At 42.3% G+C, this 22,643-nt stretch carries 19 protein-coding genes, 2 rRNA genes and 1 CRISPR repeat array; of the genes, 17 read left to right on the top strand and 4 right to left on the bottom strand.

Features of this window, described 5'->3' with window-relative positions; genetic code table 11:
• From GK047_RS17920 to GK047_RS17910, 3 genes are all read left to right on the top strand, one after another.
• A 23S ribosomal RNA gene (locus tag GK047_RS17920) occupies nucleotides 1-97 on the top strand; the annotation flags it as partial.
• 137 nt (nucleotides 98-234) lie between these two features.
• A 5S ribosomal RNA gene (rrf, locus tag GK047_RS17915) occupies nucleotides 235-351 on the top strand.
• A 226-nt stretch (nucleotides 352-577) separates the two neighbouring features.
• A complete protein-coding gene (locus GK047_RS17910) occupies nucleotides 578-1,318 on the top strand; it encodes a YceI family protein (protein WP_240344013.1) in 741 nt (246 codons plus the stop codon).
• On the opposite strand, the gene GK047_RS17905 is transcribed toward GK047_RS17910, so the two are convergent.
• Both GK047_RS17905 and GK047_RS17900 read right to left on the bottom strand, forming a co-directional pair.
• On the bottom strand, nucleotides 1,315-2,115 hold the full coding sequence (locus GK047_RS17905) for a WYL domain-containing protein (RefSeq protein ID WP_163949605.1): 801 nt from the start codon (nucleotides 2,113-2,115) through the stop codon (nucleotides 1,315-1,317). The genes GK047_RS17910 and GK047_RS17905 overlap by 4 nt on opposite strands.
• Nucleotides 2,102-3,415: a helix-turn-helix transcriptional regulator gene (locus tag GK047_RS17900; protein ID WP_163949602.1), complete on the bottom strand. Its 1,314-nt coding sequence runs from the start codon at nucleotides 3,413-3,415 to the stop codon at nucleotides 2,102-2,104. The genes GK047_RS17905 and GK047_RS17900 overlap by 14 nt, the downstream gene beginning before the upstream one ends.
• Nucleotides 3,416-3,622: 207 nt before the next feature.
• Between GK047_RS17900 and GK047_RS17895 the strand changes: the two genes are divergently transcribed.
• From GK047_RS17895 to GK047_RS17860, 9 genes are all read left to right on the top strand, one after another.
• On the top strand, nucleotides 3,623-5,035 hold the full coding sequence (locus GK047_RS17895) for an RtcB family protein (RefSeq protein WP_163949699.1): 1,413 nt from the start codon (nucleotides 3,623-3,625) through the stop codon (nucleotides 5,033-5,035).
• 491 nt (nucleotides 5,036-5,526) lie between these two features.
• Nucleotides 5,527-6,642 (top strand): slipin family protein, encoded by a 1,116-nt coding sequence (locus GK047_RS17890; RefSeq protein WP_163949599.1) that lies wholly within the window; start codon nucleotides 5,527-5,529, stop codon nucleotides 6,640-6,642.
• Between the two features lie 302 nt (nucleotides 6,643-6,944).
• Nucleotides 6,945-7,727, top strand: a complete 783-nt coding sequence (locus GK047_RS17885; protein ID WP_205516845.1) for a nucleotidyltransferase domain-containing protein — start codon at nucleotides 6,945-6,947, stop codon at nucleotides 7,725-7,727.
• A gap of 15 nt (nucleotides 7,728-7,742) precedes the next feature.
• Nucleotides 7,743-9,170, top strand: a complete 1,428-nt coding sequence (locus GK047_RS17880; RefSeq protein ID WP_163949596.1) for an RtcB family protein — start codon at nucleotides 7,743-7,745, stop codon at nucleotides 9,168-9,170.
• A gap of 5 nt (nucleotides 9,171-9,175) precedes the next feature.
• Nucleotides 9,176-10,480 carry an AAA family ATPase gene (locus GK047_RS17875; protein WP_163949693.1) on the top strand — a complete coding sequence of 435 codons (1,305 nt, stop codon included), beginning with the start codon at nucleotides 9,176-9,178 and terminating at the stop codon, nucleotides 10,478-10,480.
• Between the two features lie 47 nt (nucleotides 10,481-10,527).
• Complete coding sequence (locus tag GK047_RS17870) at nucleotides 10,528-11,106, top strand: RNA 2'-phosphotransferase (protein WP_163949593.1); 579 nt, start codon at nucleotides 10,528-10,530, stop codon at nucleotides 11,104-11,106.
• Complete coding sequence (locus GK047_RS17865) at nucleotides 11,103-11,894, top strand: TatD family hydrolase (protein WP_163949590.1); 792 nt, start codon at nucleotides 11,103-11,105, stop codon at nucleotides 11,892-11,894. The genes GK047_RS17870 and GK047_RS17865 overlap by 4 nt, the downstream gene beginning before the upstream one ends.
• A 218-nt stretch (nucleotides 11,895-12,112) precedes the next feature.
• Nucleotides 12,113-12,474: a CRISPR direct-repeat array (repeat unit 30 nt; unit sequence CTTTAACCGTAACAGTAGCTGTATTGAAAC).
• 405 nt (nucleotides 12,475-12,879) lie between these two features.
• Nucleotides 12,880-13,092, top strand: coding sequence for a hypothetical protein (locus tag GK047_RS29275; protein ID WP_205516844.1), 213 nt, complete (start codon nucleotides 12,880-12,882; stop codon nucleotides 13,090-13,092).
• Between the two features lie 12 nt (nucleotides 13,093-13,104).
• On the top strand, nucleotides 13,105-13,314 hold the full coding sequence (locus tag GK047_RS17860) for a hypothetical protein (protein WP_163949587.1): 210 nt from the start codon (nucleotides 13,105-13,107) through the stop codon (nucleotides 13,312-13,314).
• Nucleotides 13,315-13,491: 177 nt separating this feature from the next.
• Here the strand turns inward: GK047_RS17860 and GK047_RS17855 are convergent, their stop codons facing one another.
• Nucleotides 13,492-14,700 (bottom strand): hypothetical protein, encoded by a 1,209-nt coding sequence (locus tag GK047_RS17855; RefSeq protein ID WP_163949584.1) that lies wholly within the window; start codon nucleotides 14,698-14,700, stop codon nucleotides 13,492-13,494.
• 637 nt (nucleotides 14,701-15,337) lie between these two features.
• Entirely contained in the window at nucleotides 15,338-15,859 is a 522-nt protein-coding gene (locus tag GK047_RS17850) for a hypothetical protein (protein WP_163949581.1), read from the bottom strand.
• 330 nt (nucleotides 15,860-16,189) lie between these two features.
• Here GK047_RS17850 and GK047_RS17845 point away from each other — a divergent pair, with 330 nt between their 5' ends.
• The 5 genes from GK047_RS17845 (at nucleotide 16,190) to cas5b (ending at nucleotide 22,639) form a co-directional block, all read left to right on the top strand.
• Nucleotides 16,190-17,299 carry a hypothetical protein gene (locus GK047_RS17845; RefSeq protein ID WP_163949579.1) on the top strand — a complete coding sequence of 370 codons (1,110 nt, stop codon included), beginning with the start codon at nucleotides 16,190-16,192 and terminating at the stop codon, nucleotides 17,297-17,299.
• 866 nt (nucleotides 17,300-18,165) lie between these two features.
• The gene (locus GK047_RS17840) at nucleotides 18,166-18,870 is read left to right on the top strand and encodes a CRISPR-associated protein Cas6 (protein WP_163949576.1); all 705 of its coding nucleotides are present in this window, start codon (nucleotides 18,166-18,168) and stop codon (nucleotides 18,868-18,870) included.
• A 24-nt stretch (nucleotides 18,871-18,894) separates the two neighbouring features.
• Nucleotides 18,895-20,781 carry a hypothetical protein gene (locus tag GK047_RS17835; RefSeq protein WP_163949574.1) on the top strand — a complete coding sequence of 629 codons (1,887 nt, stop codon included), beginning with the start codon at nucleotides 18,895-18,897 and terminating at the stop codon, nucleotides 20,779-20,781.
• Nucleotides 20,774-21,790 (top strand): type I CRISPR-associated protein Cas7, encoded by a 1,017-nt coding sequence (locus GK047_RS17830; RefSeq protein WP_163949571.1) that lies wholly within the window; start codon nucleotides 20,774-20,776, stop codon nucleotides 21,788-21,790. The genes GK047_RS17835 and GK047_RS17830 overlap by 8 nt, the downstream gene beginning before the upstream one ends.
• A gap of 45 nt (nucleotides 21,791-21,835) precedes the next feature.
• Complete coding sequence (cas5b, locus tag GK047_RS17825) at nucleotides 21,836-22,639, top strand: type I-B CRISPR-associated protein Cas5b (protein WP_163949568.1); 804 nt, start codon at nucleotides 21,836-21,838, stop codon at nucleotides 22,637-22,639.
• Nucleotides 22,640-22,643 lie beyond the last annotated feature (4 nt).

Raw genomic sequence — 22,643 nt, 5'->3', positions numbered from 1 at the left:
GTAAGACCCCTTGTAGACGACGAGGTTGATAGGTTCGAGGTGGAAGCGCGGCAACGTGTGCAGCTGACGAATACTAATCGGTCGAGGGCTTAACCAAGAATGCTTTCCTAAGAAGCAGAGCGGCTGTAGTAACAAGCAGCAAGCGATTCACCCTTTACGCAAGTTTCGTATCTAGTTTTCAGGGTGCAAGCCAGCCTGATTGTTTTATCGATGTTTCGTGGTAGAAGCATCTCGTTTGGTGATGATGGCGGAGGGGACCCACGCGTTCCCATCTCGAACACGACCGTTAAGCCCTCCAGCGTCGATGGTACTTGAACCGCAGGGTTCTGGGAGAGTAGAACGTTGCCAAGCACATGTAAGCACTCACGCAAGTGGGTAAGACTGTTGATTAATTTCAACAGTCTTTTTTCTGTTTATTTTATTTCTTATATCCTGGAGCTTAGTGGAAATATGTCTAAACCATTTAATTTAATGTTATTTTAAGCTTACACTCAGCTAAATTTCAGCTAAGATTGCTATTGTAAAAACACACTACAACGTGTAGTTTTGTAGGGAAGTGATTCATTTACCTGTTTAGATGAAATCCAATCCTGAAATTGTAGTAATTATAAAACAAATCGGAGGAATACAGATGAAAAAGAAGTTAGTCGGATTTGCAGTTGGAGCGGTTATTATTTTAGGTGGGGCTTATTATGCATATGACTACTACGCTGGTAATCATGTGACGATAAAAGAGGCAATTCCTGTGACAGCCACCTCAAATGCAGCTAGCACTAAGACTGTAGATGTAGGAGTTTTGAATAAGGAGTGGAGCATTCAGCCGGATTCCAAAGTATACTTTTCAATAACTACGTCCAAGGAAAAGGTTAACTTCGAAGGCGGTGCAGTAAAAGGAAACTGGACGTTGAACGTTACAGATCCGGCGAAAATGAACGCTGAGGCTTTCGTAAGTATTGATAATCTGCAATCGGGTAATTCTCAAAGAGATGGGCATGTTAAGGGTGAGGATTTTTTAAATGCCCAAGCTTTCCCTGAGGCCAAATTTAAGCTGAAATCGATCGACCAATTTCCCAAGAAATGGAAAGAAGGCGAAAAGATTTCTTTTAACATGACTGGAACTCTTACAGTTAAAGATAAATCTAAAGATGTAACGTTTAAAACGGATGCCGTGTATAATCAAGGCGTCATTAATCTTGGAGGAAGCACCGTGATTACATTCGATGATTATGGAATGAAGAACCCGCATGCGGTTGTTTTGGAAACAGAAAACAATATTATAATTACCCTTAGTCTTCTTCTGGGACAAAAGACAACTTAAAGAACCTCATAGCGCTGGTAAGCCTTCCTAGCTGACTCAAGCATTCTTCGCTTGAGATAGTCTCCATCTATGACTTTAACCCGCTTACCAAGGAAGCGCAGCTTAGACAATACATACTCGCTCTCATTACTGAGAAAGGTTAAGCGAATCGTATAAGTTTCATTCACGTTATCGTACGCCACGTTCTTCTCAAAGCAAGAAAAGGCATATAAGATCCGCGATAGCTCACGATGGTAAGCTTTTATAACTTCAATGGTAGCATGCTGCTGACGCTTCTCTAGCAATTTTTCAATATTCGCGACAATGGGCCCTGCCTGTTCAGAAGAAACAGGTAGCTCATGCAAATCATCAATTTTTTGGAGCTTTGTGCTCATGAGAGCTCTGTGACGAAGATGGTACCAAAGCAGGTACCATTCTTTTTTTACAAGTGAATACTCCAGCTTGTAAGGGAAAGCCATTTCATTCTTAACTAGGCGATCATCTTTCACTCTATACGTTAGCTTAACCCCGGTTTTGTTCATAATAAAACGTCGCAGCGTGCGGAGTAGTGGATGATAAACTTGTTTTTCAACACTATTAGCTTTTTCTATAAATACTTCAGATAGATCAAGTGAGGGCTCAGGCGTTAACACGGTTTGAAGCTTCTCTAACGTATCAGGAGTGAATGCCTCTGAAGCGGAGGGATGGGCTAGCATCGTTTTGAGCCATGATCTTTCCTGAGCGGTAATCATAAAAGTACCCGTGTTCTCAAGCCTTGAAATAATTTGATAGTTAAAAATCTTCTCAAACAGATTCATAATAGTCGATAATCTCCTTCCACTCCGTGAGCATCTCATTCCGCAAAGAATGCGGCGTGAGCACCTCGCAGCTTGAGCCAAAGCTTCGTAACCACGGTTTAATTTCGGTTGTTCCATTGACCACAATTTCAAAGATGAAGCTTTCCTCTGTTTCCTCCATAATTTGTCCCCATTGACCTTGAAGACATACCCGCTCTTTAATAAAGTTAGGCTGCAAATCTCCTGGATTAAAGAATCGTGCCTGCACCGTCACAGGACGGCCCGTATCAATAAGCCAACTGTACGTTATCTTTTGTTCAAGCTCCTTTAAATGCTCTTCAAATATATCAGGGTCAGCGGATTCGCCTTCTTCGAGGTGGGTAATGCCCTCCATGCGGTATTTTTTGATGCCGTGCCTTGTGTTATAAGATAGCAGATACCATCGTCCGTACTGATGATCGTAGACGACTTTAAGAGGTAATGTGTTCTCCTGTTTGCCCTCCATGTCGCGTTCAAACAATGGATTCGTATTTTTGGAGGCGTAGCTTTGCGAATTTTTAGGTGAAAAATATAGGAATTGTACATTCTTGCGGCTTCTTATTGCTTTCAACAGTGTGAATAAGTGTGCTTCATCCAATATTCTAGAATAATAATGATATTTATATAGAAAAGGATCGATGGAAGCAAGGGAGGGCGAAGAACGGTTCATATGCTTCTTAAGTCCGTCTCGCAATAAATAGCCCTGAACAGATGGCACCTGTGTATTCGCCATGACATCCACGAAATCATAAAGGTCAATAAGCTCATCTGCGGTAAGCTCTTGAACGAAGTCGTTATGTATCCGATAACGGAAAGGGCGTGGTCCCGGCTCCTTCATGATGACGCCGACTTCCTCCAAATATTTGAGATCGTTACGAATTGTTTTTTCATCTGGCTGCGCGCTTTCCGCGGGCAGGCTGTTACTGCATACGTCGAGAAGCTCCATCGTCGTTAGTGCTTTTTCATTCATGGCAGCTAAGAGCAAGGAAATTCTTTGGCTTTCTGTCTCTTTCACTGACTTTGCTCGAAATAGAAAGAGCAGCATCGGATCTGCCGAATCGAAATAGCTGTAACGAAGTGTTTCGGCAAACTCTTTGCCTTGAGATTCTGGAATTTGCTGATAGGTGGCAGCAACAACTTCTTTTAGATGACGCAATGTTTTATCAAAAGTATGGACGGAAATGCCGAGTCTTTCAGCAAACTGCTGCCGACTATAAGCGCCGCTTGTTAAGACAAGCATCCGCAAAAATTGTATTTCTTTATCAAAGCTTTCCTTAGCCATGTCAATCCCTCGCTGTTCAATTCAACCTTCTTCTATTGTAACAGGGGTGTAAGATGGAGAAAATGGAAAACTTTTCGCACGTCGTCATACTTTCGCCATGTTCGTTTGTCCCCAAAGCTGCGATTATAGAACTTGTAAGACAAACGAGTAATGAGCTTGCGAATAGTCGCAGCAGAATAGATTGTTATTGGAGGTTCAACAATGGAAATGAAATCAATCCAACACGGAAGTAACCATCACGAAGTGGCATTGTCACATGGGCAACTGCATGTTTTCGCCAACTCGCAAGTATTTGAATCTTTTGAAGCTAAAGTTTATGAAATGGCAAATAACAATCTGCGCATTCCGCGCAATGTATATATGAGCTATACGCCTGACGCACACGTAGGTATTGGAACGTGCATAGGGACAACTGCAGTATGGAATATGAAGGACGGGTTCGTTTCACCTTCCATTGTTGGTTCTGATATCGGCTGCGGAATGAGGGTTCATACAACGCCTCTGCATAAGCGAGATATTCAAAATAAAGATGTACGAAGAGCATTAATTAAAGCAATTGAAAAATATGTACCAACGAATGAGCGCACGAATACGCATTATATGGATATTGATTTGATGAGTGTGGTCCAGCATGGACTTAAAGGACTACCTGAAAGCTATGTGCCTGATGAACAATGGATCACTCACGTTGAGGAGTCCACCTTCAAATTCGAGAGCAGCTATCTCGAACAGTTACCTGCCAAAATTCTCAAGTATGCCCATGGACAACTAGGTACACTCGGCGGTGGAAACCATTTTATCGAAATTCAGTACTTGGAAGTTGAAGCCGCTCAGAAGGACATTGCTGCCAAATGGGGATTATTCGATGGTCAAGTCGTGGTTATGATCCATTCTGGATCACGCGCTTGGGGCGCCATGCTGGGACAGGAGTTTACGAAGGTATTCCGGTCAGCCATGTATAACTGGGGCGTGGAGAACCCAGACCGCAATCTCATTTATGCGCCTATTGCCAGCGAAGAAGGGCAAACCTATTTGAACCTGATGTATGCGGCATTGAACTTCGCTGTCAGCAACAGGCATATGATTGCGTATGGCGTTCGCGAAGCATTCAGAGAAGTGTTTGGCTCGGGGTTAGAAATGCCGGTACTCTACGACTTGATGCACAACTATGCGTTAAAAGAGTTTCATCGCAATCAACCGATGCTTGTGCATCGGAAGGGAGCGACAAGAGCGCTGCCGCCGGGACATTTTCTGAACACACCCGCCTATAAGGAAACGGGCCATCCTGCATTAATTCCGGGATCAATGGGTACTTCCTCGTACATTATGGTAGGAAGAGAAGAGGGAATCAAAAACTTCTATTCCATTTGCCATGGCGCAGGAAGAGCAAGATCCCGCAAAGCAACGAAAGAGCTAGTTACCGTAGATCAATTTGAACAGTCCTTGAAAGTAGGCACGGATGATGAAATTTTGGTGAACCACCGCTCGCTGCAAACGATTCTGGATGAATGCCCGCAAGCCTACAAGGATGTCGATCAAATTATTGATAGTGTTGTAGGGGCATCATTAGCAGACGTAGTGGCCGTATGTAAGCCAATGGCCGTCATTAAAGGCGTGTAGAAGCAACGTTGATAGACGTCAACAGACGTTTGATCATATATTTGGGATTTATGCATGAGTGGGTGTACCTAGGCTGGGATTTCTAACAGTTCCGCAGTGCTCGCACATGCTATGTGCTTGTATACTGTACAGCTCATTCGGCATATTTCTCCCTGTAGGGGTTCGATTCCCCAATCGTATTGAACGATAATGGTATAACACTCGACTTCCACTCGAGCAAAAACTGATGAATTAAACGGATCTTATGGTGGTGTCTTCGGTGGCTTTCTTAGCACGCTGCAGCAGAACTTTGCAAGCTGTGGATACCGATTCGAATAAGGGAGACTCTCACTGGTAATGAAATGAACAGCAGCAGAGCGGTAATTTCGCTCGTGCTTCGCTTCATGAATTAGCCATCTCGAAGGCTCACTTCCTCGATTCTTAAGCAGGTTTCCGTCTCTAGCTGTAGGAGGACGCCATTTTACAAGATCAACTCATGAAGGAGGATTCACATGTTTAAAAAAATAACGATCCAAGCAGATGAGCGAGGCTTGCTTTTTCGTAAAGGCAGCTATGCCAAGCTTTTACAACCGGGGACATACCGGAAATCGCGTTTTTTCGAGGATACGGTTGTCATGCTGAATATATCCAAGCCTTTCTCCGTTCCGGGCAAAGATTTGCAACTGTTTTTACACGACGATCAGCTTGTAGAGGAGCTCGATGTTGTTCAGGTTCCAGACCATGAATATGTTCTACACTATGAAGATGGCAAGTTCGTTTCACTTTTGATGGCAGGGAGTCATGCTTTTTGGAATCGGTTGAAAAAGCATACATTTCTTCATGTAGATATTCGAAATCCTGAGCTGCCTGCAGAAATCGATCGCGCAGTGCTGGCGAAGTTAGCTTCGACTTATCAAACATTTGATGTTGCGAATCATGAGTCCGGCGTGCTCTTTTACAACCATGTGAAACAGAAGGAGCTTGGACCAGGCAAGTACTATTTCTGGCGAGGACCGACTGCCGTCACGGTGAAAACCGTGGATCTGCGCCAACAGCAGATGGACCTGACGGGACAAGAGATGATGACTGAAGATAAAGTGACGCTGCGGCTCAACTTTGTGTGCCAATACCGCATTTTGAATCCGCTTCGGGCACTTGAAATTAAATCCTTCGATGAGCAAATGCATATCCAGTTGCAACTCATATTGCGGGAATATGTAGGAACCCTCAAGCTGGATGACTTGCTGAAAATGAAGCAGGAAATCGCTGCCTATGTGCTCTCGCGTCTAAATGAGAAGAGCCAAGAATACGGTGTCCAGTTCATAGCTGCCGGTGTGAAAGACATCATCCTGCCTGGTGACATCAAGGATATTCTCAATACGGTTCTGCTTGCCGAGAAAAAGGCGCAGGCCAATCTGATCACACGACGCGAGGAAACTGCGTCGGCGCGCAGCTTGATGAACACGGCTAAGCTCATGGACGAGAATCAGACGCTTTATCGCTTGAAGGAGCTTGAGTTCCTTGAGAAGATCTGCGACAAAATAGGAACGATTTCTTTTAACGGTGGCGGTAACCTATTGGAGCAGTTAAATTCGCTCCTTGGGGATAAGGTAACGGGCAAAAACTGATAAATCTTTTTAATGGGTATGATTCATATAATTAATCTTTCCGGTCCAAGTGGATTGACAGTCACGGGGTATGGATCGTATGATGTTTGTAAATGAATGGAAAGGGGGCCGATGGATATGATTCGCCGTTTAACTAACAACCTGACAATTGAAAAAGATGTATTCCGTCGGTCTCAGCCGGTCTTGTAACGTATACGAAGGTATGATTAATTAGCCTTATTGAAGTTTACATGTGCAGCCATGGACGATGTTGGTCTATGGTTTTTTTGCATTCTTATTTAGCAACAGAAAGGGTGAGACCCATGCCAGTAGAGTTGAAAAAAATAAAAGAAGAATTAAAACGGATCGAAACGGATGAAAACGTTCGAATTTTGTATGCCTGTGAATCAGGAAGCCGAGCTTGGGGATTTCCTTCGAAGGATAGTGATTATGATGTGAGATTTATCTATGTAAGACCCGTGGATTGGTATTTATCCATTTTTACTCAAAGAGATGTCATCGAGTGTCCGATCAGCGATCAGTTGGATATCAACGGTTGGGATTTGAAGAAGGCTTTAAATCTTTTTCGCAAATCGAATCCGCCGTTGCTCGAATGGCTGCAATCCCCAATTAAGTATGTGGAACAATATGAGGCGACCGAACGAATTCGTCAGATGTCGCCATTAACCTTTTCACCGCGATCCAGTATGTACCACTATCTGCATATGGCAAAAGGTAACTTTCACGAATATTTGCAAGGTGACTACGTGAAGATTAAGAAGTACTTTTATGTGCTGCGTCCGGTGCTAGCCTGTCAGTGGATCGAGGAGAAAGGCAGCATGCCGCCGATGGATTTCGAAGAGCTGGTGGAAGCAATGGTTCCAGCATCGAGATTGAAACAAGAGATTTACACCTTGTTAGTGCGTAAGAAGGCCGGCGTCGAATTGGACTTAGAGCCGAAAATAATAGAGATTAACGATTTTTTAGAGCGACAAATTGCTTATTTTGAAGAAACCGCTAAACAAGTCCCTGCCTCAGAAGAGAAGCAGGATGCAGCATTAGATGCTTTATTCCGCGAGGCGTTAAGGGAGGTTTGGGGTTCATAGAGAGGAAAGTCAGACATGAACGAAAACGAAACCTATTATCAGCAGGTGCAACTCCCATCGGGCGTTGTGCATGTGTACGCAGGGCCTACCCTGTTTAGAGATTTGGATTATAAAGTGTTTGAGATGGCCAATAACAATTTGCAGATTCCTAATCAGGTGTATATGAGCTACACCCCAGACGTCCATGTCGGCATAGGAACCTGCATTGGAACGACAGCTGTGTGGAATACAGAAGACGGCTATGTGTCGCCTTCCATTGTTGGCAGCGATATTGGCTGCGGGATGAGAGTTCATATGACCAATGTGCATAAAGATGAGCTCAAGGACGTGAAATTGCGCCGCAAGCTAGTGAGAGCCATAGAGAAATATTTGCCGGTAGAAGATCATGCGCGAGGGCATTTCTCTGATATTCGGTTGGAGCATGTAGTGACCAAGGGGTTGCATGGTTTACCGAAAAAGTATATACCAGACGGCTATACACCGCGCAAGGCAACTTCACTCACCCATGTGGAACGCAGCAAGTTCACTCTTGACGAAAATGTGCTGAATCGATTTCCAGAGAAAATCTGGCATCGCTCACACCGTCAGTTAGGAACACTAGGAAATGGGAACCATTTTGCAGAAATTCAGGCGATAGAAATTGTGGATGAGAACCGCGAGATTGCAGAAGCCTGGGGCCTATTCGACGGCCAAGTGGTCGTCATGATTCACACTGGGTCACGCGCTTGGGGAGGCTCCGTAAGTCAATATTGCAGTAGTGATATGGCAAAGGTGATGCGAGCTGAGGGACTGGGTACCGCTGATCCCAAGCTGCAGTTCGCTCCGCTTGCTCATCCGCTGGCCCAGAACTACGTAAATCTGATGTATTCGGCCTTGAATTATGCGGTTGTAAATCGGCATCTTATTGCTTATGCGATTCGGGAAGCAGGCAAGGATATTTTTGGGTCCAAATTCGAAATGACTACGCTGTATGATCTCATGCACAACTATGCATGGGAGGAGCAGCATGAGGGTCAATCCTATTTTGTCCATCGCAAAGGAGCCACAAGGTCGCTTCCAGCGAACCATCCCGACAATCCAGAGCCTTACAGACAGACGGGTCATCCGGCGCTTATTCCAGGTTCGATGGGAACTGCCTCTTATATTATGGTAGGCGCCCCGGGAGGAAAGGCTAACTTCCATTCTATCTGTCATGGAGCCGGACGAATTCGTTCACGCAGCGCTTCCAAGAGGCTCATTACGTTGGATGAGTTCTCCGCTTCGATGAAGGTTGGGACGGATGAGGAAATCGTCGTAAATCAAAGGTCATTGGAATCGATTCTGGATGAGTCGCCCCAAGCCTACAAAGATGTAGATCAAATTATAGAAAGTGTTGTCGGCGCAGGCTTAGCCCGTGTTGTAGCGAAATGCAAGCCACTGGCGACAGTAAAAGGTGCCAAATGAAGATGATGGATAAGAAGGTTGACTATTTATATGAACAAACGGCAATTGCCGTCTCCGCTAAAGCGGATGAGCGTTCTTTGAGCACATTTGCGGATTATGCCTACGTGTTGGAGCAGATTCAGAAGCAGCTCCAAGCGCGATACGGACAGCATTTCGAGCCTTATGTAAGCGGAGACGGGAAAGAAGATTATTGGGAACTGCTGGAGCAGGATGTCAAGGTTGGCGATAACCGAGTTGAGCTTGTAACTCGTATCTTTGATCATATGGAATCGATGGCTTTTGCCATCGAAGGGGATAGTGAAGCATCATCGTACCGGACCTTTCCTGCGCTAAGGAATAACGTTTTTGCTTATCCCCAGTGGGGGATTGCGTTAGCCAGAGTTCCTATATTTCGTTGGAACGGAATCGGACTAGAGGATTTCGTCTTCGCTGTGAATGACGCTAGTTTGTTGCAATTTTTGGAGGAATCTCGCCAGCGCCGCCGTGATCTAGATCGTCGTCAAGTAACGGTATTTACCGATGGGCCACATGGTATGCACAAGGAGTTGTCTCCGATCACCAGAATGGTAGAGCGAACGGAAGTTATCATGAAGGATGATGTGAAAACAACGATTTATCGTTCGATTGATCAGTTTTTCGCGGAAGATCGGAGCTTTTTCCAGGAATATCAAATCCCTTATAAAAGAGGGATACTGCTCTATGGCAAGCCAGGAAACGGGAAAACTACACTTGTTAAATCGATTGCCGGCAGTGTCAAGGCACCCGTGGCTTATTGGCAAATTACAGAGCATACATGCAGTGATTCGATTCAGGAGGTTTTCCAGGCTGCGGCGAATATGGCCCCGATGATTCTCGTCATAGAGGATATCGATTCCATGCCAGAGCGAGCGCGTTCTTATTTTCTGAACATTTTGGACGGGGCGACCTCCAAAGAGGGCATTTTCATGATTGGAACGACGAACTATCCAGAAAAAATTGACCCCGCATTAATGAATCGGGCAGGCAGATTTGATCGTGCCTACGAGATTAAGCTGCCAGATACGGAGCTAAGACTAACCTATTTAAAGCAAAAAGGGCTGAATAAGTTTTTGACTGAGGATCTGGTTAAAGTAACGGCGAAGCTTACGGGAGGCTTTACTTTTGCCCAATTGAACGAGCTTTATGTGTCAGCCGTCCTAGAGTGGCATTATGAGCAAGCAGTGAATATAGAGAGCCTAGTCAAAACGATGAAGACTGATTTAGACAAAGGGCAGACACTGTCTTGGATGAAAGAGGATACGGAGATGCGGGTTGGATTTTTGGCAGGCTGAAAAGATAAGGATTATTTATAAATTTGAGATTTTAGGAAGTGGTTTACGTGTTAAATGATAACTTACAAACGAGTTTAAGTAAGCTGATGAGTAAAATATTGAGGCATTCCCCGCACCAATTCGGATTGAAATTAGATCCAGTTGATGGGTCTTGTACGTTGAATGCGTTGATGAGCGTTCTTCGAGCGCAGCCGAAATGGTCAAAGCTGTCAGTAGAAGATGTTGAACAGGTTGTTGAAGCATGCGAGAAGCAGCGTTTTGAAATTCGGGGTGATCGGATTCGTGCTCGATACGGGCATAGTCATGACAAAGTCAGCTATCCAGCTGCTGTCCCGCCTGCTAGTCTATACCATGGGACGAATGCTAATGCGGCGCCTGTTATTTTAAAAGAAGGACTCCGTTCGATGCAGCGTCAGTACGTCCACTTGTCGGAAGGGCTTCACTTCGCCACCCTTGCCGGAAAGCGGAGGGGCGAGCTGGTTATTTTGACCGTTGATACGTTAAAGGCGGCAAGTATGGGGGTAACCTTTTACTACGCAGGTAATGAAGTTTGGCTTGCAGATGGCATTCCTGCGGAGTGCTGCCGTCTTAATGAAGGAACGGAAGGAAAGGAGGAGCGAGAATGACACAATTCATTGATATTGGAGTTAACTTGATGCATCGTTCCTTTCAACAGGATCGTGAAGCAGTTGTCATACGGGCAGAAAATGAAGGGGTTTCCCCACTGATTTTGACAGGGACTAGTTTAAGGAACAGTGAAGAGTCCGCCCGCTATGCAGGGCAATTTCCAGGGAAATTATTTGCAACAGCAGGTGTTCATCCGCATGATACAAAGAATTGCACACCTCAAACGATAGAGAAACTCCGCAGATTGGCCGCACTATCCCAAGTGGTTGCCATCGGAGAATGCGGGCTTGATTATAACAGGGACTTCTCCCCACGCGATGTGCAGCGGAAGTGGTTCGATGAACAGATTCAGCTTGCTTGCGAGCTGCAATTGCCGCTCTTTTTGCATGAACGCGAAGCGCACGTTGACTTCGTTCGCATGCTGAAGCCTTACGCAGGGAAGATGAGTAGGGCCGTTGTGCATTGCTTCACGGGTTCATTGCAAGAGCTGCATGTATACCTGAGCATGGGATTTTATATCGGTATCACGGGTTGGATTTGTGATGAGCGCAGGGGCAAGCATCTGCGGGAGCTGGTGAAGCGAGTTCCACTGGATCGCCTAATGATTGAAACGGATGCTCCGTTTTTGACGCCTCGGGACTTAGCTGTAAAGCCGCAGGAGGGACGGAATGAACCAGCTTTCCTTCCTCACATCGCCAAGTCAATTGCGGCGTGTCTTGGGAAAGCTCCAGAGGAAGTGGCGGAGGTAACGACGCGCACGGCGAAATCGTTTTTTGGATTGCAGTGAGGTAGGTGGGAGAAAAGGTATAAAGTAGAGAGCAGGAAGATTTTTTCCCAACCGTCTTCGAGTTGGATAATGGCGTTAGCCTTAGAGCCGTATGGCTTTAAGGCTATTTTTTGTGGGATAACCTGAAAACCTGTATTCGGTTGGGAAAAATTGGCCAAAGACTTGTGGCTGTAGTATTATTTGAATATGGCTATTTGGAAAACCTTGATTTTACTGCCCTTTAACCGTAACAGTAGCTGTATTGAAACCACGATGGGCGACTTTGATTGGGAACAATCCCTCTGCTTTAACCGTAACAGTAGCTGTATTGAAACTAGGAAGCGACCTTCCCCCGTAAAATAATCCATCGCTACTTTAACCGTAACAGTAGCTGTATTGAAACTATTTAGCGAACGATGCACTCGCTTTAGAGAAACCGCTTTAACCGTAACAGTAGCTGTATTGAAACCCTGCAAAAGCTAACGTAGCAGCAGGTCTGACAATCCTTTAACCGTAACAGTAGCTGTATTGAAACTCTTACATACCTCCTTTTAAGAGTCGCAACTCTAAGCTTTAACCGTAACAGTAGCTGTATTGAAACCCATTAATCAACGGCAAGTGGCCAACTACAATTGAACTTCACGATCAACACCAGCCGAGAGCCACGAGCCGATTATCGTCATTGACTTTGAGCCAACTCTCGAAAAATTTTGCATTGATGGTAATCATCGTGTTTTTAAAGAGTATCTCAAAAATCCTGCTGGGGATATAAAAGGATACTTGTTACATCCTTCTATCCATCAAAGTGCAATGGCAGATGATGCATTCCGAACGTTATATCAGATGAATGAAAATCTTACGATAATGCTAAATTATATGGCTGGGATTATCGACTTATCAATAGCCAAGAAGCGTTTTTATCACTTATAGGATAACTAGCATATCGGCAAATGGCAGTACACAGAATAGTATATATATATCAACGGCGATGTCGAGTCTGTCAAAGATGGCATTCAGAAATAAATTCGATACAACAAACGTCTTGCAGAGAGTTCGTGAGAATGCTAGAAAAGTTAACAGAAGAATAGGGAATGATGCTTATGTTGAGGAACAAGATTGTACGGAGAGATTCACAAGTAAAGAGGGGTATGCATCAATGAAAATGAAACAAATCAATTTGGCAAACCGCAAGTTGTTGATAGGGAGAGAAGATTTTTAAGGGAGGAAAAGTATGCGTTCAGTTGGATTCTTAATAATAGCTTTTTCACTATTAACTAGTAGTTTAGTGTTAGTCTTAGGTCAGATTTCAAAATCTATAAAAATGGCAGGTACTGGAGTAGTATCCTATGGAAGTTTTTTTGCAGAGATACCTATTGTGTCATATTTTTTGATTATAGCAACTTTTTTACTAGGAGTTCTCTTAATAAGTAAGAAAGATTAAAAGACACTCAATTGCAACATTTAGCCAGGTATAATCTAAAGGAAATGTGTTGATAAACCAAATTAAATGCAAATAAGAATACCCAGTGCCGCCGAAGCGCACCGGGTATTCTTATTTGCATAATGCGCAATTATTATTTCCCCTATTTTTATTAATGATTACTAAATAGGTTAGCTATCAATAATAATGTCTTACTTGTTGATTCGAAACATCACTATAGGTTTTTGAATTGTACGTATATACAATGTATTCTTGTAGATCAATTGATGCTAATGAATTACCTTTAGATGCCCAGGCAGTGCCCGGTTTATAAGTCTCAGGGAATTGTAACCATGACTGTGCCCATGTTGGTGTCCACGAATACTTCGCAATACCAGTTGATTGAGAGCCAGTTGAGGTAAGAGCAGCTGAAGCATTTAGAGAGAATTGCCATTGTACTACCCAAGGTAAAGCAACAGTATATACGGAACTGCTCGATGTTGACTTGGGTGAATATTCTCTTTGTATGTCTGATGAATATGGTAGGGTATGAACTAAATCAAAGGTATTACCTGAACCTCCTGAACTTGTACTTAATACCCTTGCTCCATTGTAAAAATTAGTTTCGACAGAATGTTCAATATAGAAATAATCGTAATTATGATCAGTATCACTTGTTGTGTTTTGGTGCAAAATCCAAAACACATTTTGATAAAAAACTTTGTCTGAGCCCTGATAGATGGTCTTGGTAATACTATATTTAGAAGCAACGATAGGATCTGATTGATAGTCTAATACACTAATTTCATTTGATTTAAAAGGATCCTCGTTTACAATACTCATAACTTCTTGAACAAAGATATCTTTGTGTTTTTTTAGATTTGAAACTGGTTCCGTTTTCCCATCTATAACATTTTTGATTTGTCGTAAATAAGGTTTTTTTAAGTTTTTTGGACTGATCCCAATAATTTGATATGTCTCTTCCTCAGCGGTAGTAATTGTTTCTCCTTTATCATTCGCTTTAGGATTAGGTTTCTTTTCAATTACTACACCTAATACAGATTCAATATCTGAGAGCTTTAAATTAGAACCGTAAAAGTAAATAGTACCACCTTTATTGAAATGTTGAGTAGCACGCTTAACAAAGGACGGATTTGAATTGATTTCATCATAGTTAATAGCTATTTGTTTAGTATTGTCAGAGTAGGAAGTTTGAGGATTGAATTTTTTTAATAAAGTAGTTGCTTCTTCATCAGTTGTTTTTTCTTTTAATTTTTTCACTGCTCTATCTGCTTCATTGTCAAAGAATACGATTTCTGATTTTTGTGAACTATTACTCGCAAGAGCAGAAGAAGACAATGATAAAGTCAAAGCTAAAGACATTGCTACTAAAATAGTTTTTTTCATTAATTAAGCCTCCTGTACGGGTTACTTCGGCTGGACCCACAATAAGTATAATTAGTTTATTTCTAACTAGTTCTAACAATCAAAAGAGAATACGTTCAACCAACAATAGAACTAGAATCTCTAAGCAACACCTACCATCTATCACATTTTCTCATGCAATATAATAGACACCTAAAATTAATCATATGTTACATTCTTATGTAAAAATAGTTATATTTTCCCATTATTAATAGGGTTTTAGAATAAACCGGGACCACTTTCGTGGGCACGAAGACAAAATTCCGCATAATACGACGTATATTTTGATCACCGTGATTTACTAGTGTGTGTGGTTGAAAGGAACGAATCAATTGGAAAGAAGAGTGGATTAATCAAGTAAACAAAGATTAAGTATCTAATCGATTGAACATAACGAATAGCCCGGTAGGGGCAACCTCCGAGCCAAGTGGACAAGATGAAACAAAACAAGTTATATGTACCTACCTTGTACGGCGCGTATATTCGGGAAGCCTTTCGACCAAACTGCCTTTCGGCCACCAAACTTAGGTTCTGGGCGGGCCCCCCCCCGTTTTTATCTTCGGGGCAGCGGCCCCAGTAATTTTCTGCTTAGTCCTTAAAATATTTTTCACTAAGAGCATTAAACAGACGCTTCAACAAATACTTCCTTGCAATCACCACAAATAATATTAACGGTCTTTGAGGACCGAACAGGGGCCAGACATCCAGGGCAAACCCATTTAATAATATGTGTTTTTTTCCTTCTGGAAGAACCGCGGGGACCTGTTCCTTCGTTCTCCTCTGACTCATTTCTATCCGGTGTAGATTGGAATGTTTTCCTTGCTATTTGAAATACACTTCGGTTTATGGAGAATGCATCCATAATTCGCTTTGTTTCTTCAGTTATTTTAGGATATGCCCATCCAATTTTCGAATCCGGATCAGGGTCTGGATAATAGAATCCTCGTTTTAAGCACTCTTCTTTAAATCTCTTGTTATGATAGGAGCCATTGCGCGATGTATCTTGAATCCCTTTCACTTTACAATACAAATGAATCATTTCATGTAGCATGGTGTCCATCGTTTCGTAAAATTCAATATTTAAAAATTCAGCAGTGTCTTTAACCGTAACAGTAGCTGTATTGAAACATTCTTCCGACATTTCTGGTTCAAAATGTTTTGGTGCCTTTAACCGTAACAGTAGCTGTATTGAAACCGATTTCGTATGTCGAAGTCGATTCGATGGAACGTACTTAACCGTAACAGTAGCTGTATTGAAACATGGATTGCGGTTCGAGGACGTGTGTATAAGAGAGTTTTTAACCGTAGCACTAAGTGTTTTAAACTGTCCTGAGCCATTGACGTGACCACTAGAAAAACTAGTATAGAGACTTAGCCCCACCAATGAACTTTGATTTTGAGTATGTTTCTATGAAGATTGCCCTTATTAGGGATTTTATGGTATTATGTTCAAGGAAGGGATGGGAAGTATATGGTAAAATGGAAAATAGTTTCTGCAGTTATTGTAATTAATGGGTTGCTTTACACCAGCGCATTTGCTAATTCAGCAAGCTTTACAAATTTAGAAACAGCGAATTGGGATCATCCATCCAGTAGCGAAATAGTAACTTCTAAAGTTGATAAAAAACTTTTATCGACGAAAACGACGATGAAATGGACCGCTGATAAAATTGGAGAATTTCAAAGTGAAGATAAGTACAAACAATTTTTTCCTGCTCTCGTGTATAAAGTGGGAAAAACTGATGAGTTAAGATCCAAGTTAATGTATACAAATTTACCGGGCGCCAAATTCACAAGGAAATATGCTGCTTATAATCAAGGGGAAGAAGTTAAGTTATCAATTTTGCAAACATCAAATATGAAAGCAAATAAACCTTATGTATTTTATACGGCGTGGCTGAATACTTCAGATGGCAACCCGTCTGTAACATTAGAAAGTTTACAAGGGTATTCTCAACCTGGTGGGACTCTAAATGAAATCGTCAAAACTAACGATGATATTTCTACGATTTACTTTAAAGATGCCGAAAAAATAAATAAAAAATACCAAGATTTTTTTCTTCCTGACTCATTTGATAGTTCTTTCAATCAATACCAGACAGATATCAAAAATAAAAAAGTGAAAAGTTATTCCTTAATTAATTCCAAAGAAAAGCTTGATCAGTACAAAAATGAAGCTACTAAAGAATTGAAATTTTCTAATAATGAAGATGTTGTGCAATTTGCGATTACTTTTAATAAAGAAGCTTTTTCGGGTAATGGTTTAGGAGTAATTGAAAAAGACTATGACCTTACAATTTCGCAGATATACGCTGCTGGAATAAAAGAGAATGATAAAGAAGAGTTTACTGTGAGCTGGTTTGATGCAAATGTAAATGAGATGTCATTAATAGGATTCCAAGAGAATCTGCAACAATTGGGATTTGAAAAATTCAATATTACAGATTTGGAGGGTACGGCAAAGGTTAAAGATTTAGTAAAGATGAAGAGCAACTTATCTTATGTGAATTTTATAGAAATTGGAAAAGATGGCGAATTACCGACAGGTGTTCATTGGTTGAATGAGCTTTATGATAAATAAAAGGTGCGTAAGAGTATAAAGGTTTGTCCCAATAATCAATTTATGATTTTTCGAGCTCCTACGTAGGGCTAGATTTCATGTATAAAAAGAACCTCCGTCTCCACGCTATTAGTTGAAGTGGAATCAGAGGTTCTTTTTTATAAAATTACGGGATTTTTCCATTCGTGCGAGCACTTTTGGGACAACCTCGTTTTTTATTTCATTAGATCAACATGTTGTTTTCACAATTTCCTTTGCAAAAATTAACTATGTCTTTCTCTTGCCCAACGATGTCACAGGGATATCTTCCGCCTTCTGGGGCGGAACTGTAAGTAGCTCTAGATGGTGGCTTTAATGCTTGTCGACTAAGAAATTGTATTTTAAAAATTAAAGCAATTCCAAGATAAAATTGGCGAGGAGGATTAACAATTTCAGTAAATCTTTTATGCCCATAGAATCACCTCACTTATACATGGAATTACCTAATAATGAAGATTCTGGTGAACTGGTTGCTCATAGGTGCTGATTTAGGCTTAATAAATACTTTATGTAGAAAGATAATAAGTATTCTTATTGTCCATAAATAATTCACATTCAATTTAACTTGAAGTGTATACAAAAAAATGAAACATATAATAATGTTCTAATATGACTTTTAAGTAAAAATTTTCTATTAATATGAACTTGAAATTATATCTACGGTACACTTTGCGTTACGGTTAAATGGAGTTAGAAACACATTCAATTTAACTGTTTCAATCCATTATCGTCGGACTTGAAGTCTGCGAAATGGCACGGTTAATAATACAATTATAAGTAAAATATTGGAATTTAACAATCGTTATTTTTTAAAACCTGGTCTAAGAATTTAACAAAGAGGTGAAAGCATGGTTGATGAACTAAAACTAACGATTCTTCTGAAACAATCTACGCATCACTTGGCGATACAGGAGCACATCGGGAATTGGCTGCATCGTGCGCAATTGTCAGACGAGGAATTTAAAGCATCCCATTATGAGAGGGCTTTCAAGCATATTGTATTTAGCAGCTTGATTCCGATTGAGAAAGACGGTATTTATCAGCAGGGGCGAGCATATGTACTGACTATTCGCAGTCCGCTCCGAGATACCTTGCAAAGACTCAAGTTATGCATGCAGCAGTGTAGGGAAGACGAGCACTTTCAACTCGTGACTAGTGAGATTCAACGCCCTAAACGTATGACGCATATTACGGAAATGCTGGCGATTACTCCGGTGATTGTTACGGTGAATCGTAAGCCTTGGCTGCATGAGAACAGTGTAGAGCAGCTGCTCCAACAGCTCCATAATAATGCCGTGAAGAAGCTTCTAAGTCTTGAACCTGAGACGCAGGTTGAGGAAGGAAATCATTTTATTCAAGGCATCAGAGTGGAAAATAAGAAACCGATAGGTCTTCATTACAAAGGGCGGAAGCTGTTGGGCAATAAGCTGAAGCTATTTATTAACGATGATCCGCAATCACAAAGATTGGCTCAAACGGTTTTTGCCAGCGGCTTGGGCGAGAAGGGCTCGTCTATCGGAGCGGGATTCTGTCTAGCTAAGTATCTAGTGTAAGAAAGCGAAAGGAGGGTAAGCGGTGTGATTAAAGATCTGGTAGCTTCCTTCGAGAAGGCGAAGCAGCAATTTCCTACTATCGTTCAGGATACTTATAAATTAAAGGAAGGTTTATATGTCCGTTTGAATCCTTACCAGAGCTGGGACGAGCAGTTCTCTGAAATTAAGCGGAATCATTTGATCATTCGTGCCAAAGAAGATGAGCCTACACGTGTCGATCTGTTGCAATGGTTCAAACAGCGGGATTATTGGAGCTCCACCTTGGATTCAAATAAATCAGTTGATGGAAAGAAACAGGTACATAGCTGTCATCCGTTTGCCCTATTTATGAAGAGGGATGTATTTCTTGAAGAGAAGATAGGAAATAAATATAGCTTGTCAGCTAATATCGATAGATTCCTGATGGCTACTCAGGCCAATCAGATCAAAGATAATTGGGAAAGACTTCTTCCCGGTAAGAAAAAACATACCGATGCGCTCCTTTTTTTCGGGCAATCTGCTTATGCGCCAGCTCTGGATTACCTGGATAGTCCTGAACGGTTGCAAGGGATTGAACGTGTTGCAGCCTGGTATGCAGACTATGTGGGTCCTTTAGTCAACTGGGTCAAGGGGCTTGCTTTCAAAAATTACATCAAGCTGTTCTTTAGTCTAGATGACCCAGCTGCGTCTACCCCACAAGCTTGTGAACGTCTGTATGGTTACGAGTATGACTTGTACGTGATTCCAAAGATTTATAACAGCAATGATTATAACCAACTTGTGGATGAACAGCTTGTTGGGCTGCCAAGTAATGATATGACGATGAACAGCAAGAAGCCGTTTATGGAACATACAACGATGTGCATACAAGCTCCGGATCGTGTTCCTCTCCAGCAAGCGTTGCTGGCGAAAGAGGCTACAGAATGGTTGGCATCAAGCAAGCCTAAGTACCGTATGAACAAGCTTGGCTATGAGACAGGCTTTGTTCCCGGAACGAATCGTTCGAATCTGGAAGGCGCTCTCCATATTTATATGGACGGAACTTATAATGAACTGCATAGCTTCGAAAATGTACCATTCCCGACGAGCGTGTCCGTAGAGGTAGATTGGATGAACTTTCTACAGCTTCGGAGGGAGGGCAAGGATCAGTCCAAAGATGACGAGCGCGAACTCATCTATTATGATCCAATTCGACATGTTGAAGTTCTACAAAAAGAGATCAGCAGCAGATTCTTCAGAGGACGTATGCATCAAGAGTTTCTATTCCAGACACCTGATGTAAAGACGAAGGAATTCACGGGAGTGATGCTTGCGCTGTTCTTACAGAGCAGACAGGGCTTTCACGACTGGTTCACCAAGGGAACTTCAATCTCACTGCGTGGCCAATTTGCCAAGGTAACCCTTCGTTTGATCGAGGAACAGCTCAAATTTACGGAACTTTCTCGGATGTATGTGCTAGCAGATACGATGAATTTACGATTATCAATTGACAAAATGTTTCATGAAGGAGGCGTAAGCATGGCAGGTCGTGTTTTAAATATATTATCAACTTTGCGCGAGAAGTTAGCCGCCGAGGAGGTAGCCGAATGTCAAAGTGATGAAGAATTTTATGTTCTTGCTGGACAATTAGCACGTTATTTATTGAGCCTATCTGAAGCAGGAAATAAGACGGGAAGCATTTATGAGCCGTTCTTGCGTTCGAGAAATAGCAGCCAGCTTAAGAGACAAGTTTCGGATAGCTACATGTTATACAAGCATAAAATTAGATTTGAATTTCGTAAATTTAATACAGCTATGTCAATAGTTATGAGCTATGAGTTGGAACAGGAACAAATAGGGGATATGTATGAACTTCTATTGGCAGGACTTTTTGCAGAAAATCTATTTTATGAAAAATCAGATAAGGATAAAGGAGAGCGTACAGATGGCTAAGTATAATCAACGCGTGATCGGTTTAATCGGAGTCGTGAGTAGAATGGCGAACTGGAATGCAGATTTCACAGGATTACCAAAGACAACGAGCGACGGAGATATATTTGGCAGTGATAAAGCGCTGAAGTATAGCATCAAGCGGCTTTGGGCGGAGCAGGAGAAGAAGGTTCTGTATATTCGCTCGTATAAGATTGGCAAAGGCAAGGATGTGGATCAGGAGAAAGAAGGCAAGAAGAAGGGGAAGGAAGGAAAAGAAGGCGAGAAGATGCAGCCCCGCGAATTGAAGGAGCGGTATGAGTATTTGTTCAACGAGGAAGTATCGAAGGATTCGGCTACTGTGCTCAAGCGTCTGTTCGATTGTATCGATGTCATTAATTTTGGAGCTACTTTTGCCATTGAAGGGCAGAATCTCGGGTTGACTGGCGTTGTGCAGGTAGGGCAGGGCTTCAATAAATATCCAAATACGAATATCCAAGTACAAGATATCCTGTCGCCATTTCGTAATTCGAATGAGAAGAGTGAGGACAAGGACGCAACCTCAATCGGCAAAAAGACGACTGTTAACGAGGCGCATTATATATATCCATTTACCGTAAATCCCAAGCACTACGACGGATATATTGGTCTGACGGGTATGGACGGGTTTGAAGGTTATACAGTAGAAGCTTATGAAGCTTTCAAAGAAGGGGCTCTGATTGGAGCTACTGCGCTGAACACGAATAGCAAGGCCGGCTGCGAGAATGCATTTAGCTTATTCATTGAGTTCAAGGAGCATGCGCAGACGTATCTACCCAATTTGGACCCTTATGTACGTGTGTACAAGGAACAGGCTAAGGCTGGCGGACTATCCAAGACGATTTATGATTTGACCGCGATCACTCCTATTATCGAAAGTGTGCAGGATCAAATTGAGAAGATTGAGCTGTATGTGAATTCGTATGCGGCAGAGGTTCGTCTTCAAGTGCCAGGACTGGTTAGCTATAACATCATTAGCAGGACTGCGCTATAGGCAGGCGTATAACCCATGGGGAATGCTAATATTAAGGGGGATGTCATGCGTGCACTCCGATTTCAACTGAAGGGTGAAACGGCATTTTTCAAAAAGCCGGACGTGAATGTTTACGCGTACTTTACCTATAGTCATATTCATAAAATCGCTCTTCTTGGCTTGCTTGGCGCTATTCTTGGCTATGGCGGATACACGCAGCAGTATGAGGCGAATTACCCGTTAGGGGGAAAACGCAAGCAAGCTGAGAAATTACAGGTTTATCCCGAGTTCTATGAGGTGCTGCGGCAGGCGAGAATCAGTATTGTACCGCACGGGGAACGTGGTTATTTTGCTAAGAAAATTCAGATATTCAATAATACCGTGGGTTATGCCAGTCAAGAGGAAGGCAATATTCTTAACATACGAGAGCAGTGGTTGGAAAAGCCGGAATGGACGATCTATGTCGCGGATGACGGCAGTTTGGCGCCAGAGGTGTTCGCTAAGCTTACGGATTATTTGCTGCATTCACAAAGTGTCTATATGCCCTATCTGGGCAAGAATGATCATCCCGCTGCGTTGAAACATCCTGCTCTTGTAGAACTGGCGCCAGCAGATAAGCCAAGCTATATCGATTCCCTTCATCGTACAGGTCACATTGCGTACGATGCGGAAGGTAAGCCAAAGGCAGGTCAGCGGTTGAGCTTTTTTAAGGAATTCATGCCGCTTGGCTTGAACGAAGCCAATAATGGTTATTTGCTTGAGCAGTTGGTACTAACGAATCAAGAAATTGATATTGACTCTTATCAGGAGAGCGATCTTCGCCATTTGTATTCCGATTCCGATGAGGAGCGAGTCATTTACTTTATTTAAATGG

This window comes from Paenibacillus sp. SYP-B3998 (assembly GCF_010820665.1).
Lineage (GTDB): Bacteria > Bacillota > Bacilli > Paenibacillales > NBRC-103111 > Paenibacillus_E.
This window is presented reverse-complemented; position numbering and strand designations above follow the sequence as displayed.

Bases quoted from the DNA above. Each gene is read 5' to 3' on its own strand.
- GK047_RS17910 (WP_240344013.1), top strand. From the start codon at position 578: ATGAAATCCAATCCTGAAATTGTAGTAATTATAAAACAAATCGGAGGA.
- GK047_RS17905 (WP_163949605.1), bottom strand. From the start codon at position 2,115: ATGAATCTGTTTGAGAAGATTTTTAACTATCAAATTATTTCAAGGCTT.
- GK047_RS17900 (WP_163949602.1), bottom strand. From the start codon at position 3,415: ATGGCTAAGGAAAGCTTTGATAAAGAAATACAATTTTTGCGGATGCTT.
- GK047_RS17895 (WP_163949699.1), top strand. From the start codon at position 3,623: ATGAAATCAATCCAACACGGAAGTAACCATCACGAAGTGGCATTGTCA.
- GK047_RS17890 (WP_163949599.1), top strand. From the start codon at position 5,527: ATGTTTAAAAAAATAACGATCCAAGCAGATGAGCGAGGCTTGCTTTTT.
- GK047_RS17885 (WP_205516845.1), top strand. From the start codon at position 6,945: ATGCCAGTAGAGTTGAAAAAAATAAAAGAAGAATTAAAACGGATCGAA.
- GK047_RS17880 (WP_163949596.1), top strand. From the start codon at position 7,743: ATGAACGAAAACGAAACCTATTATCAGCAGGTGCAACTCCCATCGGGC.
- GK047_RS17875 (WP_163949693.1), top strand. From the start codon at position 9,176: ATGGATAAGAAGGTTGACTATTTATATGAACAAACGGCAATTGCCGTC.
- GK047_RS17865 (WP_163949590.1), top strand. From the start codon at position 11,103: ATGACACAATTCATTGATATTGGAGTTAACTTGATGCATCGTTCCTTT.
- GK047_RS29275 (WP_205516844.1), top strand. From the start codon at position 12,880: ATGGCATTCAGAAATAAATTCGATACAACAAACGTCTTGCAGAGAGTT.
- GK047_RS17860 (WP_163949587.1), top strand. From the start codon at position 13,105: ATGCGTTCAGTTGGATTCTTAATAATAGCTTTTTCACTATTAACTAGT.
- GK047_RS17855 (WP_163949584.1), bottom strand. From the start codon at position 14,700: ATGAAAAAAACTATTTTAGTAGCAATGTCTTTAGCTTTGACTTTATCA.
- GK047_RS17850 (WP_163949581.1), bottom strand. From the start codon at position 15,859: ATGTCGGAAGAATGTTTCAATACAGCTACTGTTACGGTTAAAGACACT.
- GK047_RS17845 (WP_163949579.1), top strand. From the start codon at position 16,190: ATGGTAAAATGGAAAATAGTTTCTGCAGTTATTGTAATTAATGGGTTG.
- GK047_RS17840 (WP_163949576.1), top strand. From the start codon at position 18,166: ATGGTTGATGAACTAAAACTAACGATTCTTCTGAAACAATCTACGCAT.
- GK047_RS17830 (WP_163949571.1), top strand. From the start codon at position 20,774: ATGGCTAAGTATAATCAACGCGTGATCGGTTTAATCGGAGTCGTGAGT.
- cas5b (WP_163949568.1), top strand. From the start codon at position 21,836: ATGCGTGCACTCCGATTTCAACTGAAGGGTGAAACGGCATTTTTCAAA.